This window comes from Rhodoferax sp. SPJ21, assembly GCF_058216335.1.
The window spans coordinates 1,447,984-1,462,258 of record NZ_JBYZMO010000001.1 but is presented as its reverse complement, the minus strand read 5'-3'; the positions used below and the strand labels follow the sequence as shown (position 1 = coordinate 1,462,258).

The 14,275-nt window shown below is 64.7% G+C and carries 18 protein-coding genes; 13 read left to right on the top strand and 5 right to left on the bottom strand.

The features are described 5' to 3' along the window. Window positions 1–8: 8 nt before the first annotated feature. The 4 genes from AC4BBN_RS06655 to AC4BBN_RS06640 all read left to right on the top strand — a co-directional run bounded on the left by AC4BBN_RS06655 (window position 9) and on the right by AC4BBN_RS06640 (window position 3,399). A complete protein-coding gene (locus AC4BBN_RS06655; protein ID WP_490591162.1) occupies window positions 9–770 on the top strand; it encodes a tRNA-uridine aminocarboxypropyltransferase in 762 nt (253 codons plus the stop codon). A 171-nt stretch (window positions 771–941) separates the two neighbouring features. Continuing rightward, window positions 942–1,553 carry a hypothetical protein gene (locus AC4BBN_RS06650; RefSeq protein WP_490591161.1) on the top strand — a complete coding sequence of 204 codons (612 nt, stop codon included), beginning with the start codon at window positions 942–944 and terminating at the stop codon, window positions 1,551–1,553. Between the two features lie 80 nt (window positions 1,554–1,633). Beyond that, window positions 1,634–2,338: a glutathione S-transferase N-terminal domain-containing protein gene (locus AC4BBN_RS06645; RefSeq protein ID WP_490591160.1), complete on the top strand. Its 705-nt coding sequence runs from the start codon at window positions 1,634–1,636 to the stop codon at window positions 2,336–2,338. 212 nt (window positions 2,339–2,550) lie between these two features. After that, entirely contained in the window at window positions 2,551–3,399 is an 849-nt protein-coding gene (locus AC4BBN_RS06640) for a transglutaminase-like domain-containing protein (RefSeq protein ID WP_490591159.1), read from the top strand. On the opposite strand, the gene AC4BBN_RS06635 is transcribed toward AC4BBN_RS06640, so the two are convergent. Both AC4BBN_RS06635 and AC4BBN_RS06630 read right to left on the bottom strand, forming a co-directional pair. Continuing rightward, a complete protein-coding gene (locus AC4BBN_RS06635) occupies window positions 3,396–3,914 on the bottom strand; it encodes an RNA polymerase sigma factor (protein WP_490591158.1) in 519 nt (172 codons plus the stop codon). The two genes, AC4BBN_RS06640 and AC4BBN_RS06635, sit on opposite strands and share 4 nt — an antisense overlap. A gap of 5 nt (window positions 3,915–3,919) precedes the next feature. Further along, window positions 3,920–4,132: a YgaP family membrane protein gene (locus AC4BBN_RS06630; RefSeq protein WP_490591157.1), complete on the bottom strand. Its 213-nt coding sequence runs from the start codon at window positions 4,130–4,132 to the stop codon at window positions 3,920–3,922. A 264-nt stretch (window positions 4,133–4,396) separates the two neighbouring features. Between AC4BBN_RS06630 and AC4BBN_RS06625 the strand changes: the two genes are divergently transcribed. Continuing rightward, window positions 4,397–4,963 carry a DUF1439 domain-containing protein gene (locus AC4BBN_RS06625; RefSeq protein WP_490591156.1) on the top strand — a complete coding sequence of 189 codons (567 nt, stop codon included), beginning with the start codon at window positions 4,397–4,399 and terminating at the stop codon, window positions 4,961–4,963. A gap of 3 nt (window positions 4,964–4,966) precedes the next feature. On the opposite strand, the gene AC4BBN_RS06620 is transcribed toward AC4BBN_RS06625, so the two are convergent. Next, window positions 4,967–5,680, bottom strand: a complete 714-nt coding sequence (locus AC4BBN_RS06620; protein WP_490591155.1) for a glutathione S-transferase family protein — start codon at window positions 5,678–5,680, stop codon at window positions 4,967–4,969. Between the two features lie 32 nt (window positions 5,681–5,712). Here AC4BBN_RS06620 and AC4BBN_RS06615 point away from each other — a divergent pair, with 32 nt between their 5' ends. After that, on the top strand, window positions 5,713–6,597 hold the full coding sequence (locus tag AC4BBN_RS06615; RefSeq protein WP_490591154.1) for a LysR family transcriptional regulator: 885 nt from the start codon (window positions 5,713–5,715) through the stop codon (window positions 6,595–6,597). 24 nt (window positions 6,598–6,621) lie between these two features. Here AC4BBN_RS06615 and AC4BBN_RS06610 read toward each other — a convergent pair whose 3' ends face one another. Then, window positions 6,622–6,888 carry a hypothetical protein gene (locus tag AC4BBN_RS06610; protein WP_490591153.1) on the bottom strand — a complete coding sequence of 89 codons (267 nt, stop codon included), beginning with the start codon at window positions 6,886–6,888 and terminating at the stop codon, window positions 6,622–6,624. A gap of 244 nt (window positions 6,889–7,132) precedes the next feature. Here AC4BBN_RS06610 and msrA point away from each other — a divergent pair, with 244 nt between their 5' ends. From msrA to AC4BBN_RS06590, 4 genes are all read left to right on the top strand, one after another. Continuing rightward, window positions 7,133–7,885, top strand: a complete 753-nt coding sequence (gene msrA / locus AC4BBN_RS06605; RefSeq protein WP_490591152.1) for a peptide-methionine (S)-S-oxide reductase MsrA — start codon at window positions 7,133–7,135, stop codon at window positions 7,883–7,885. A gap of 73 nt (window positions 7,886–7,958) precedes the next feature. Beyond that, window positions 7,959–8,990, top strand: a complete 1,032-nt coding sequence (locus AC4BBN_RS06600) for a pirin family protein (RefSeq protein ID WP_490591151.1) — start codon at window positions 7,959–7,961, stop codon at window positions 8,988–8,990. An 81-nt stretch (window positions 8,991–9,071) separates the two neighbouring features. After that, window positions 9,072–10,367 (top strand): MFS transporter, encoded by a 1,296-nt coding sequence (locus tag AC4BBN_RS06595; RefSeq protein ID WP_490591150.1) that lies wholly within the window; start codon window positions 9,072–9,074, stop codon window positions 10,365–10,367. Window positions 10,368–10,494: 127 nt separating this feature from the next. Then, window positions 10,495–10,971 (top strand): FKBP-type peptidyl-prolyl cis-trans isomerase, encoded by a 477-nt coding sequence (locus tag AC4BBN_RS06590; protein WP_490591149.1) that lies wholly within the window; start codon window positions 10,495–10,497, stop codon window positions 10,969–10,971. Between the two features lie 170 nt (window positions 10,972–11,141). Here AC4BBN_RS06590 and ctlX read toward each other — a convergent pair whose 3' ends face one another. Beyond that, a complete protein-coding gene (gene ctlX / locus AC4BBN_RS06585) occupies window positions 11,142–12,095 on the bottom strand; it encodes a citrulline utilization hydrolase CtlX (protein ID WP_490591148.1) in 954 nt (317 codons plus the stop codon). Between the two features lie 108 nt (window positions 12,096–12,203). On the opposite strand from ctlX, the gene AC4BBN_RS06580 reads away from it, so the two are divergent. The 3 genes from AC4BBN_RS06580 to slmA all read left to right on the top strand — a co-directional run bounded on the left by AC4BBN_RS06580 (window position 12,204) and on the right by slmA (window position 14,239). After that, the gene (locus AC4BBN_RS06580) at window positions 12,204–12,626 is read left to right on the top strand and encodes an Lrp/AsnC family transcriptional regulator (protein WP_490591147.1); all 423 of its coding nucleotides are present in this window, start codon (window positions 12,204–12,206) and stop codon (window positions 12,624–12,626) included. Between the two features lie 92 nt (window positions 12,627–12,718). Beyond that, on the top strand, window positions 12,719–13,603 hold the full coding sequence (argB, locus tag AC4BBN_RS06575) for an acetylglutamate kinase (protein WP_490591146.1): 885 nt from the start codon (window positions 12,719–12,721) through the stop codon (window positions 13,601–13,603). A gap of 9 nt (window positions 13,604–13,612) precedes the next feature. After that, a complete protein-coding gene (gene slmA / locus AC4BBN_RS06570; protein ID WP_490591145.1) occupies window positions 13,613–14,239 on the top strand; it encodes a nucleoid occlusion factor SlmA in 627 nt (208 codons plus the stop codon). Window positions 14,240–14,275 lie beyond the last annotated feature (36 nt).

Here is a 14,275-nt window from a genome sequence, read left to right as displayed (position 1 = left end):
CGATTTCCATGCCCCTCGCCACGCCCCATGCGCCCCACGCCGTCTCCCGCCTGCGCAGCTCCCGCTTAGCGCGCAGCGCCAAGCCTTTTCTGGCGCGGGGCGGCTCCAAGGTGGAGCGCTGCACCGGCTGCCGTCTGGCGCCCAGCCACTGCATGTGCGCGCTGCGCCCGGTGGTGCCCAAGCATCCGAACCAGGCCGGGGTGTGCCTGCTGATGGCCGACATCGAGCCACTCAAGCCCAGCAACACCGGCTGGCTGATCGCCGATGTGGTGGCCGATACCTGGGCCTTTGGCTGGGCCCGCACCGAAGTCGATCCGGCATTGCTGACGCTGCTGGCCGACCCGCAGTGGCAGCCCTACCTGGTGTTCCCCGGTGAGTTTGTGGCGCCCGAGCGGGTGGTGACGGACCTGCTGCCGGTGGACGATACAGCCCCGGCCAAGCGCCCTCTGTTCGTGCTGCTGGACGCCACCTGGCCCGAGGCGCGCAAGATGTTCCGCAAAAGCCCCTACCTGGACAAGCTGCCGGTGCTGAGCCTGCAGGCCGACCGCATCTCGCGCTACAAGCTGCGCCGCTCGCGCCGCGACGACCACTTCTGCACCTCCGAGGTGGCTGGCCTGTGCCTGGAGCTGGCCGGCGAGCTGCACGCCGCGCAGACGCTGGAGGCGTATCTGGACGTCTTCACCCACCGCTATCTGCAAGCCAAACAGCAGCAGCCCTTTGACGCGGACAACGCGGCGCACCAGCAGCTGCAGGGGCTGCGGCTGGAGTGAGATTGCTATGTTTTGCGTAGCTGCTGGCGCAGTATTTACCTGCGCTGTGGGCTCTTTGGGCATGGATTTTGGACGTTCTTTCAGTTCCGTCTGCGCGCTGAATAGCCCTGTACCTCGCAGGTTCACAAGGCGTCTATAAACTTCGCGGCTTCCCCTTTTTGGAGCCGCCCCATGTTGTTGATGACACGCCGCACTGCGGCCTTTGCCCTGTGTATGGCCGCCAACCTGGCTTTTGCGCAAGCCGCTCCAGCCCCGACCGTGCGTGTGCGCGGCACGGTGCAAAGCGTGGCGCCTGGCCTGTTGACGGTGAAAGACCGCAGCGGCGAGGTGGTGGACCTGGTGATGCCCGAGAAGACGCCGGTGTCCGAGGTGTTCCCCATGGCCATGTCGGACATCAAGCCCGGCAGCTTCATCGGCACGGCAGCCATGCCGCAGGCCGACGGCAGCGAGCGCGCCATCGCGGTGATGGTGTTCCCCGAATCGGCGCGCGGCCTGGGCGAGGGCCACCGGCCTTTCGACATGCTGCCGCAAAGCACCATGACGAATGCCACCGTGGCCGACGTGGTGGCCGCACCCAAGGGCCGCACCATGCAGCTGAAATACAAGGACGGCGCACGCGACATCGTGGTGCCGGAAGACGCGCCAGTGGTCAGCTTCAAGCCCGGCGACAGCAGCCTGCTGGTGCCCGGCGCCAGCGTGTCCCTGTCGGCCCAGCTGCTGAACGACAAGCCCACCGTCACGCGCATCAGCGCCGGGCGCAACGGCTTCCAGCTGCCGTATTGATTTGCTATTAAATGGATAGCTTCTGGCGTAGTTTCTACCTGCGCTAGGAGTGTTTTTGGCTTATTTTTTAGGATGTGTCCATGACCGATCTTTCCGCCTTTCCCATCACCCGCAAATGGCCCGCCCAGCACCCCGAGCGGCTGCAGCTGTATTCGCTGCCCACGCCCAACGGCGTGAAGGCGTCTATCGCGCTAGAGGAAATCGGTCTGCCTTACGAGGTGCACCTGGTGAGCTTTGAGAAAAACGACCAGATGTCGCCCGAATTCCTCTCGCTGAACCCGAACAACAAGATCCCCGCCATCCTGGACCCCAACGGCCCGGGCGGCCAGCCGCTGGCCCTGTTCGAGTCGGGCGCCATCTTGCTCTACCTGGCCGACAAGACCGGCCAGCTGATCCCGCAGGACGCCGCGCGGCGCTACGAATGCATCCAGTGGCTGATGTTCCAGATGGGCGGCATCGGCCCCATGTTTGGCCAGGTCGGCTTCTTCCACAAGTTTGCCGGCAAGGACTATGAAGACAAGCGCCCGCGTGACCGCTACTTGGCCGAGAGCAAGCGCCTGCTAGCCGTGCTGGACCAGCGCCTGCAGGGCCGTGACTGGATCATGGGCGATCTGTTCACCATTGCCGACATTGCCATCTTCCCCTGGGTCCGCGGTCTGGTGGGGTTTTATGGTGCGGGCGATTTGGTGGGCTTCTCTGACTTTGCCAATGTGCAGCGCGTATTGGCCGCGTTTGTGGACCGCCCCGCCGTCGCCAAGGGCCTGAACATACCGCCGCGCGGTTAACGTCAACTTTTCTTTTGCTCCTGTTTGTATAGCTGCTGACGCAGGTATTGCCTGCGCCAGAGGCCGATGGGGCTTGGGGGCTGTAGGACATGTCCCACACGGCAGCGGGCGTCTGGCTGCTGTGGGCCGAGGGGGGCGCAGGCGCACACTTGTCGCTGGCGAGTTCGAGCGGGTCGAGGTCGTGCACACGTTCTTTATGACCAGGCCGCCCCATGCATATCCAGATCGGGTTCGACATCGAACTCACCATCACCTCGCCCATGGCGTTCATTTACCTGTTGCATGTGCACCCCTCGCGCAGCGGCGACCTGTGGGCTCCGCAGCAGATCCAGGTAGGGCCGGGCCTGGTGCCTGAAGAGTATTACGACGCCTTTGGCAACCGCTGTGGCCGCGTGAATGCACCCGTGGGCGTGGGCCAGGTGCGCTTTACCAGCCAGGCCGTGGTACGCGACCATGGCCTGCCCGACGAGATCAACCTGGGTGCCTGGCAGCACGACCCCACCGAACTGCCCACCGCCACCCTGCAATTCCTGCTGCCCAGCCGCTACTGTGAGGTGGACAGTGAGCTGCTGCAGTTCGCCTGGAACCAGTTTGGCCATACGCTGCTGGGCTGGGCCCGGGTGCAGGCCATTTGCGACTTTGTGCACAACCACATCCGCTTCGACTACATGGCGGCCCGCGCCACCCGCACGGCGGTGGAGGGCTTTCGCGAAGGCACCGGCGTGTGCCGCGACTACACCCACCTGGCCATCACCCTGTGCCGCTGCATGAACATACCCGCGCGCTATTGCACCGGTTACCTGGGTGATATCGGCATACCGCCGGTGCGCTACCCGATGGATTTCAGCGCCTGGTTCGAGGTCTACCTGGGTGACCGCTGGTACACCTTTGACGCGCGCCACAACACGCCGCGCATCGGCCGGGTGGTCATGGCCCGTGGCCGCGACGCGGGCGACGTGCCCATCACCATGGCCTTCGGCGAGAACACCCTGAGCCGTTTCGACGTGACCACCTACGAGGTGGACGAGTGGGGCAACCCGGTAGAGCTCTTGGGCCTTTAAGCCAGCAGATATTCGCGCGCCATGGCACGGGCGCGGTGCAGGCGGCTTTTGACGGCGGCCGTGGTCAGCTGCAGCTGGGCGGCGATCTCGGCGATCGACATTTCCTCGAAGTCGCGCAGCAGGATCACTTCGCGGTAAGTCGCGGGCAGCGACTGCAACGCGGACGCCAGGTCCAGCTGCAGGTCGGCGCTGGAGTGGCGGGCCATCCATTGCTCGACCGCCGCTTCGTCATACGGGTCGTAGCGGAACGCCAGCCGGCCCAGTCGCCGGCATTCGCGCTTGACGATCTGCAGCAGCCAGCCCGAAAAAGCCGCCAGCGTGCGCACGGCCTGGAGCTTGCGCGCCAGCACCCACAGCGCCTCTTGCACCGCATCGTCCACGTCGCTGATCAGGCAGTGGCGCTGTGCGTAGCGGCGGATGTCGGGGTGGCAGGCGCGCAGCAAGGCCGCCAGTGCGTCCCGGTCGCCCGCGTGCGCGGCCTGCAGCAGTGGGCTTTCGTGCGGTATGGCGGCCATGGGGGTCAGTCCCTCGGGCCCAGCCGCCGACCGAACATCGCGCACATCGGGCAAAAGCCCACCAGGCCCGACATCGCGATACCCACGGCAGCTGCCGCTACAAGCCAGCCCAAAGGGCCGGGCAGGCTGAACACCGCATACCCCGCCGCACCCACGCCCGCCAGCACGCGCGCTGCGCGCTCCCAGCCGGGCACATTCTTCACATAAAAAGCCGCCATGGTTTCCACCTTCTCCAGATTCCGGGAACATTCCCACTTACCAAGAGGTGCGTGCCGGGCATTTGGATTCGCGGCTGTGCAAATATTGTGGGTCAGGCGCTGGCACCGGGCGTACGTTGGGTCTGCACGCGCTTCTGTATTGATAGCGTATTGCGCATATCGTATCTGCGCCAGAGCTTGTTTTTATGTGTAAAAGTGGCGCCGGTAGCCGCCCAGGGCGGAACTCTGGCCGGCTGCATGAACCCGACACAGGCTAGGAGATTTATGCAACGTAGAAACGTGTTGGTGGCCGGCGCCCGTTGGGCGCTACTGGGGGCGGGCGTGTTGGCCGTGGACGCAGCGCGGGCGCAGCCCAGCTATACCGTGTCGGCCCAGGTGCTGCAGCAGACGCTGGCCCAGCGCTTTCCAATGCGCTACCCGGTGCAGGGCCTGCTGAACCTGGATGTGCAAACCCCGCTGCTGCGCTTATTGCCCGCGCAGAACCGGCTAGGCGCTGCCATGCAGCTTCAGGCCACCGGCCCGGTGCTGGGGCGCAGCTACAGCGGCAGCTTTGATGTGGACTTTGCGCTGCGCTACGAGGCCAGCGACCAGACCATACGTGCCTACCAGCTGCATTTCCAGAACCTGCAGTTTCCCGAATTGCCGCCGGAGCTGCAGGTGATGCTGAGCAGCATGGGCCCGGCGCTGTCCAAGCAGTCGCTGCAGGAGGTGGTGCTGCACACCCTGCGCCCGCAAGACCTGGCCCTGGCCGACACCATGGGCCTGCAGCCGGGCAGCATTACCGTGACTGACAAGGGCTTGGTGATCGGCTTTGTGAACAAGCCGACCTGATCTTTAAACCGGCGTAGGTGCAGCCAGGCGCTGCGCTAATGCGGAAGGGCGCTGGCTTAAAAACCGGCGCAGCAACTCCGGGTAGTCACAGCCCACGGCCCCTGCCACCGACGGCCGGGCGGCCAGGGCTTGCCGCCAGGCGCGCAGCTTGGGCGCGCTGGCAAAAAAGCCGAAGTCGCCCAGGCCGTCAAACACATCGAAGTAGCGGAACACCGGGCCAAAGACCGCATCCACCATCGAAAAGCGCGGGCCCGCAAAGTAGGGGCCGTCCTGCAAGGCGGCTTCCAGCTGCGCCAACTGGGCGTGCAGCTCGGCGGCCTTGCGCTGCAGCGCAGCGTCGTCAGGCGCGTTGTAGAAGCCGGCAATGGTGTTCAGCATGGCCGAGCCGAATTCCACCCAGGCGCGGTGGCGGGCGCGCTGCAGCGCGTCCTCGGGGTGCAGGCGTGGTGCGGTGGTGTCGTCCAGGTATTCGCAGATCACAGCCGACTCGAAGATGGCCTGGCCGTCCACCTGCAGCACCGGCGTCTTGCCCAGCGGCGAGATTTGCAAAAACCAGTCGGGCTTGTGGGCCAGGTCGATGTGGATGCGTTCAAAGGGCAGGTTCTTCTCTGCCAGCACGATGGCGGCACGTTGCACATAGGGGCAGAGTGGGTGGCTGATGAGGGTGGGCATGGCGTGGGCCTGTTGCGTGGAGATGCCCAGACTGTAGGATTGCATCAGCACAATGAAAATAGGCAGGCCTACAAACCATGCATGCAAAAACGCAATACAAACTGAGCGCGGCCGATGTGGAAACCGTGCTGGCCCTGGTGCGTGCCGGCACGCTGGCGGGCGCCGGTGAGCGGCTGGCGGTGGATGCGTCCACCGTGTTCCGCAGCATCCAGCGCCTGGAGAAGGGCCTGGGCCAGCGCCTGTTCGAGCGCTCGCGCATCGGCTACCAGCCGCTGGAACTGGCGCAGGAGCTGGCCAGCCGTGGCGAGCAGATGGAGGCCCAGTTGGAGGCCGCACGCTCGGCAGCACAGGCCTTGCCCGAGCAGGTCGCGGGCACGGTGCGCATCACCAGCACCGACACCATCTTGCATGCGCTGGTGGCGCCGGCTTTGCAGGCTTTGCACGCCCAGCACCCGCTGCTGGCCTATGAGCTGCATGCGGGCAATGAACTGGCCAGCTTGACGCGGCGCGACGCCGACATCGCGGTGCGCGCAACCCAGCGGCCGCCGCCGCATCTGGTGGGCAAGCACATAGGCCCAATCCGCGTGGCACTGTTCGCTGGTTTGCACAGTGGTATTGAACGGTTCGATGCAGATTCGGCGGCCCTACCCCGGTGGGTGGCGCCCGATGAAGGACTTCCCGAGCACCCGTCTGTGGTCTGGCGCAAAAAGCATTTTCCCAAGGTGGCGCCTGCGTACCGGGTCAACAGCATCCTGACCGTGGCCGAGCTGGTCGCCCAAGGCTTGGGCATAGGCGTGCTGCCCCTGTTTCTAGCGCAGCGCCGCAATGACCTGCGCCAGCTCAGCGATGCGCTGGACGAAGCCCAGACCGAGCTCTGGCTGCTGACGCACACCGAGTCCCGCCACCTGCGGCGGGTGCATGCGGTGTACAGCCATTTGGCGCAGCACCTGGCACTGGTGTAGCGCTGCGCCGTTAGAAGCTGGGGTTTACTTCTTCATGGCGTCGGTCGCCATGCCGTCCTTCATCATGGTGTCGTCTTTCTTCATCATGTCGTCCTTTTTCATGGTGTCTTTTTTCGCCATGGCGTGCTTCTTGGCCATGGGCTTTTTCATCTCATCTTTCTTCATCATGCTGTCCTGGGCCATGCCGTCCTTCTTCATCATGTCGTCTTTCTTCATGGTGTCTTCGGCCATGGCACCGGCGGTGGCCATCAGCAGGCAGGCGGAGATCAGGGTGGCGGAGAATTTGTTCATGGTGGTTCCTGTGGGGTAAGTGCAGGCGCTGCAGCGGGGTGCGGCAGCTGTCTGTAAGCTTTAGTCTGGTGAGCGGCGCAAACCTTACACAGCGCTTCAATTTATTTGCTCGCCAGAGCCGGGTGTAAGGATCTGGCACCCGGGCCGACCAAGGGGCAATGAACCCTGTGAACCCTGTGAACCCTGTGAACCTTGTGAACCTTGCGCTCCGCAGCGACTCAGACCTCTATATGAAGGACATGCCATGACACGCACCAGCACACCATCCACGCCCCCTTCCCGTTTCGCCGTCAGCAAGGCCAATCTGTTGCTCATGGCCGGTGCCGTCGTGATGGCAGCGATGTACTGGAGCCCGAACGCCGTGGCCGAAAAGGCGGTCAGCATTCCGCCGCCCTCGGCGCAGGCGCAGGCGCTGGCGGGCGTGGCGCCGGCCAGCCAGGCGAGTGAAACCGTGGTGTTTGCCGGGGGCTGCTTCTGGGGCATACAGGCGGTGTTCCAGCACACCAACGGTGTGCTGGAGGCAGTGTCTGGCTATGCCGGCGGTAAGCCGTCCGATGCACGCTACGAGACCGTCAGCGGTGGCGGCACCGGCCATGCGGAGGCGGTGCAGGTGCGCTTCGACCCCAAGCAGGTGAGCTACGCGCAGCTGCTGCAAATCTATTTCTCGGTGGCGCACGACCCCACGCAAATGAACCGCCAGTACCCCGACGTGGGCACGCAGTACCGGTCCGCGCTGTTCTACACCAGCCCCGGCCAGAAGGCCGTGGCCGAGCGCTACATCGCCGAGCTGGATGCGGCCAAGGTTTTCCCCAGCAAGATCGTCACCCAGCTCAGCCCGCTGCAGGGCTTTTACCCGGCCGAGAAGTACCACCAGAACTACGCGACGCTGCACCCCACGGCGTCTTACATCGCGCAGTTTGACCTGCCGAAGATTGTCAACCTGAAGAGCCTGCTGCCGGCGGTATACCGTGAGCAGCCGGTGCTGGTGGCGAACTAGGCGGCAATCTGCAACGTGGTTGACTTTGCTACCCGCGCCCCAACATAAGTCTTTTTGCAAAGAAAGCCCCGCCATGTCAGCCAGCCACCCCGTTCTGCAAGTCAAACCGCTCGGTTTCCCCTGGGAAACCATGGACCCGTTCCTCTTCTGCGCCTACCACGACGATGCCTATCCTGAGGCGAATGGCGAGCTGGGCCCGGCGGCGTCGTTGGCGGGACGGTCCATAGGCCAGGACTTCAGCCGCAAGGACGGCTGGAGCATGTACCACGGCGACAGCGTGCCCGGCTTTCCGCCGCACCCGCACCGGGGTTTCGAGACCGTGACCGTGGTGCGCAAGGGCTTGGTGGACCACGCGGATTCGCTGGGTGCCAGCGCCCGCTACGGCGCTGGTGACGTGCAGTGGCTGACCACCGGCGCCGGCATCGTGCATGCCGAGATGTTCCCGCTGCTGGACCCGGCCCAAGCCAACCCGCTGGAGTTGTTCCAGATCTGGCTGAACCTGCCCGCGCGCAACAAGATGGTGGCGCCGCACTTCACCATGTTCTGGCAGCAGGATGTGCCGGTGTACACGCACACCGATGCCGAAGGCCGCCGCACCCAGGTGCAGATTACCGCTGGCCAATTGGGCGATGTGCAGCCGCTGGCACCGCCGCCCGATTCCTTCGCTGCCCAGGCCGATGCCGATGTGGCCATCTGGACCATCACGCTGGAGCCCGGCGCGCGCTGGACCCTGCCCGCTGCCAAGGGCGCGCAGACGCGGCGCCAGCTGTATTTCTTCAAAGGCGCGTCGGTGCAGGTCGCCGGCCAGGCATTGAACAGCCATGCCGTCATCAGCCTGGAGGCGGGTGTAGACGTAGAGCTGGTCGGTGGGCCGGACATGTGTGAGTTCCTGCTGCTGCAGGGCCGTCCGCTGGGCGAGCCGGTGGCGCAGTACGGCCCGTTCGTGATGAACACCCGTGCCGAGATCGAGCAGGCCATGGCCGACTACCGCCGCACCCAGTTCGGCGGCTGGCCCTGGGGCAATGCGGAACCGGTGCACGGTAAGGACCCGGCGCGCTTCACCCAGATGTTGGGCGGTGAGAAGCAGCTGGCGCCTACGTCCTGAAGCCGCGACGGGGGCGTTGGCGCCTTGGGAGATGTGGCATGGAAATCGCTCTGCGTTCAGACCACTACCCCAAGGAGTTCTATGCAGGCGGACGTCCCCCAAAAGACCATCTACAAAGTCATTGCTGCCGCGTCGATCGGCAATTTCGTAGAGTGGTTTGATTTCGCGGTGTATGGCTTTTTGGCCACCGCCATTTCCCAGCAGTTCTTCCCTGGCGACGACCCGCAGGCCGGGCTGCTCAAGACCTTTGTAGTGTTTGCCGTGGCGTTTGCCTTCCGGCCCCTGGGCGGCGTGGTGTTTGGCATGCTGGGCGACCGTATCGGCCGCAAGCGCACGCTGGCCTTGACGATTCTGCTCATGGCTGCCGCCACCACGGCGATTGGCTTCCTGCCCAACTATGCGGCCATTGGCGTGGCTGCACCCCTGGCCCTGACGCTGGCGCGCTGCGTGCAGGGCTTCTCGGCCGGCGGCGAATACGCGGGTGCCTGTGCCTATGTGATGGAGCATGCGCCACGCGGCCAGCGTGCGCGCTACGCCAGCTTCTTGCCGGTGTCCACCTTTTCGGCCTTTGCCAGCGCGGCGGTGGTGGCCTATGCCCTGGGTGTGTGGCTGGGGCCGCAGGCCATGGCCGACTGGGGCTGGCGGCTGCCGTTCATCTTGTCTGCGCCGCTGGGCTTGATCGGCTTGTACCTGCGCACCAAGCTGGCGGAAACGCCCGCCTTCCAGGCGGTGGCGGAGGAGGACCGCGGCGCGCAGCACGCTTCACTGCGCGAGACCTTTGGCAGCCACGGCCTGCGCATTCTGTGGCTCAGCCTGTTCATCGCGGTGACGGCGCTGTCGTTCTACACCTTCACCACCTATTTCTCGACCTATGTGCAGGTGGTGGGCCAGCTGAGCCGCAACCAGGCGCTGCTGGTGGGTGTGTGCGGCTTGCTGGTGGCGATTGCACTGTGCCCTGTAGCGGGGCGTTACAGCGACTATGTGGGGCGCAAGCGCACCATGTACACCGTGTGTGCGCTGGCGGTTGTGTGTGCCTACCCCTCGTTCCAGCTGGCCAAGTCGGGCAGTGTGCCGCTGGCCCTGCTGGGCGCTGCTTTGCAGGCCTTGGCCGCCGTGTTGTCGGGCGTGGTGACGGCGGTGCTGCTGTCCGAGCTGTTTCCCACGCGCATCCGCTACACCGCCTCGGCCATCAGCTACAACCTGGCCTACACCGTGTTTGGCGGCACTGCGCCGCTGATGGCCACCTACCTGATAGAGCGCACCGGCGACCACCTGGCCCCGGCCTACTACCTGATGGCCATTGCAGTGCTGGCGCTGCTGGGCGCCTCGCAGTTGCCCGAGACAGCCCAGGTGGACCTGGCCGACGTGCGCTCCTGAATCGATAGCTGCTAGCGCAGGTAGTGATTGCGCTGGAAGCTGTTTTTGCTTGTGTAGAAAGAGCTGGCAGCGGCCTGCGCGAAAATAGGCAGCACCTGTCCTATTTCCGCCCCAGGCGGCTTCCAGCATGAAAATCGAAAAAAACACCGCCGTCACCCTGCGCTACAAGGTGGCCGACGCCAAAGGCAAGCTCATCGAAGCACCCAAGGACCCCATGGTCTACCTGCACGGTGGCTACAACAACACCCTGCCCAAGATCGAAGAAGCCCTGGAAGGCCGCGTGGCCGGCTACCAGGTTACCTTGAATCTGCAGCCTGAAGACGCCTTCGGTGTGCGCGACGAAACGCTGGTGCGCAGCATCCCCAAGAGCGAATTCCCACCCGGCGTGAAGGTCGGCGGCCAGCTCAAGGGCCGTACCGACGACGGCCGCGAGCACATCTACAACGTGGTCAAGATCAAGGGCCCCGAGGTGCTGCTGGACGGCAACCACGCCCTGGCCGGGCAGGCCCTGCAGTTCACCGTGACGGTGGTGAGCGTGCGCGCCGCGTCGGACGAAGAGGTGGCGCACCAGCACGTGCACGGCGAGCACGGCCATCACCATTGATGGCTTAGGGCGACGCTGAATAAGTCCCCGCGAGGCTGCGCGCCCTGGATCGGGATGGGATGCAAGGCGCAAACCGCAGACATAGCGTGGGCTATGGCGAGGATTTGCAACGCCGCAGACCGCCCGAGGCCAGGGATGCGCAGACCGCGAGGGACTTGTTCGGCGTTGCCTTAGCTGCGCGGGGATAGGTGGATCCCTGCAATCATGCAGCGCACCGATCCCCCGGCCATCTCTATCGTCGGCACGGCCAGCGGCAGCAGGCGGGCCGACTTTTCGATAGCCGCTTTTTGTGCGGCTGTCAGGCTGTTGCAGGCCCGCTGCGACAGCGCTAACACCCGGCCGTTGCGGCCCGAGAGCTCGATGGCATTGCCTGCAAATTCGGCAATCTGCTGCGAGCTTAAAGCAATGACTTCGCGCCCCGACTCCTCCAGCCGCGCCCGCACCTGGGCCGCCCGCTGCGCGTCCGGGACCATGTCCATGCCCACCAGCGCGAATTCCGTGGCGACGCACATCAGCACATTGGTGTGGTAGATCGGCTTGCCTGCCGCATCGGCGGTGTCGAACAGCATGGGCTCGAAGTTGAAGTGCGTGCTGAAGCGCTCCAGCAGCACTGGGTCGGCCCGGTGCGAACGTGCGGTGTAGGCCACGCGGGCCAGGTGGTCGAACACCATGGCGCCCGTGCCTTCCAAAAATAGGTTGTCCTGCTCCAGGCCGGAGTAGTCGATCACATCCTGCACCCGGTACTGCGTTTTCAGCATCTCGATCACGTCGCTGCGCCGTTCGCGGCGGCGGCTGGGCGAGTACATGGCATAGATGGCGATATGCCCGCCCGGGTGGGTGGAGAACCAGTTGTTGGGGAACACCGCGTCTGGTGTGTCACGTTCGCCCGTGTCTTCGAACAGGTGCACACGCACGCCTGCGGCCTCTAGCTGGGCCACCGCGTCGGTGACTTCGCGGTAAGCCGCCGCGGCAATGCTGTGCGCGGCCTCCTGGGCAGCCGGGCTCTGGAAGGCGTTGTCGGCGGCTGTTTCGGGGTTGGGGGTGAAACGGTGCGGCCGCACCATGACGACGGCGCTGGGCGCCTGGATGGAGGCCGTGCGGGAGGGGCTGGTATGTGTGTGCATGGCGGTATTTTTCCGCCCGGAGGCGCCAAAATGAAGCATGCAACTTGGCAAGTCTGACGGTAAACCTTACATTTGGCCCATCAATATGGGCAATATGGCTAGTTTTAAATGGACGATACCGACCGCCAACTGATCGCGCTGCTGCGCGACGACGCCCGCATGCCGGTGGTGGCCATCGCCAAAAAGCTGCGCCTGGCGCGTGCCACGGTGCAAAACCGCATCGCCAAGCTGGAGGCCGATGGCACCATCGTCGGCTATTCGGTGCGGCTGCGCCCCGAGGTGGAGGCGCACCGCATCCGCGCCAGTATGGGCATCGCGGTGGATGGCCCGCATGGCGAAGAGGTGCGCCGCACCCTGCGCGGCCACCCCAACGTGGTGACCCTGCACACCACCAACGGCCGCTGGGACCTGATCGCCGAGCTGCGCGCCGACACGCTGGAGGCGTTTGACAAGGTGCTCAACACCATACGCACCATCCCCGGTATTTCCAATACCGAGACCAGCATCCTGCTGTCTACCCACAAGGCGTAAGCCCATGCGCACGCTCCAAAAGTCACCCGCACTGAAATGCCACGGCGGGCTTATATGATTCAGCCTTAGCCTTTATTTGGGAACCCCGCTCCATGTCTACCCCTATTGCACCCCGCGACAAAGCCGAAATCCTGGCCCAGGCCCTGCCGTACATCCGTAAGTACCACGGCAAGACCATGGTCATCAAATACGGCGGCAACGCCATGACCGAACCGGCGCTGCAAAAAGCCTTTGCCGAAGACGTGGTGCTGCTCAAGCTGGTCGGCATCAACCCGGTGGTGGTGCACGGCGGCGGCCCGCAGATCGAGTCGGCGCTGGGCCGCCTGGGCAAGAAGGGCCAGTTCATCCAGGGCATGCGCGTGACCGATGCCGAAACCATGGAAGTGGTGGAGTGGGTGCTGGGCGGCCAGGTGCAGCAGGACATCGTGGGCCTGATCAACCAGGCCGGCGGCAAGGCCGTGGGCCTGACCGGGCGCGACGGCGCCATGATCCGCGCCAAGAAGCTGCGCATGGCCGACAACGCCGACCCCAGCATCGAGCATGACATCGGCCAGGTCGGAGATATCGAGAGCATCGACGCCAGCGTCGTCAAGTCGCTGCAGGACGACGCCTTCATTCCCGTTGTCAGCCCCATCGGTTTTGGTGCTGACAACGAAAGCTACAACATCAACGCCGACGTGGTGGCCGGCAAGCTCGCTATCCAACTGCAGGCTGAAAAGCTGCTGATGTTGAGCAACATCCCCGGCGTGCTGGACAAGGCCGGCGCACTGCTGACCGATTTGACAGCCTCCGACATCGACGGCCTGTTTGCCGACGGCACCCTGTCGGGCGGCATGCTGCCCAAGATTGCTGGCGCGCTGGACGCCGCCAAGAGCGGCGTGAAGGCCGTGCACATCATCGACGGCCGCGTGCCGCATGCGCTGCTGCTGGAGATTCTGGGCGACCAGGCTTTCGGCACCATGATCCGCTCGCACTAAAGTGCCCGCATGGCCGAAGACTCTGAGCTAGTTGAGACCACCGCACCGCGCAAGCGCCCCAAGCCGGGCGAGCGCCGGGTGCAGATTCTGCAGACCTTGGCTAGCATGCTGCAGCAGCCGGGTGCCGAGCGCATCACCACCGCCGCTCTGGCTGCGCGCCTGGATGTGAGCGAGGCAGCTCTTTACCGGCACTTCGCCAGCAAGGCGCAGATGTTCGAGGGACTGATCGAGTTCATCGAACAATCGGTCTTCTCGCTGGTGAATCAGATCATGGCCAATGACGACGGCAACGGCCTGCGCCAAGCCAGCCGCATCGTCTCTGTGCTGCTGCAGTTCGGCGAGAAGAACCCCGGCATGACGCGCGTGATGGTGGGCGATGCCCTGGTGTTCGAGAACGAACGCCTACAGCAGCGCATGAACCTGTTCTTCGACAAGATCGAGGCCACGTTGCGCCAGTGCCTGCGCGCGGCCAGCGCTGGCAGCGACACCCCCACGGTAGATGCCCAGGTGCGGGCCTCGGTGATGACTTCTTTCGTTTCGGGACGCTTGCAGCGCTTTGCGCGTTCGGGCTTTACACGCTTGCCGACCGAGCATTTGGAGGGGAGTTTGCGGAGTTTGCTGGCAGCTGCGGGCTAGCCCGCGATGGATGCTTAGGGCAACGCTGACCAAGTC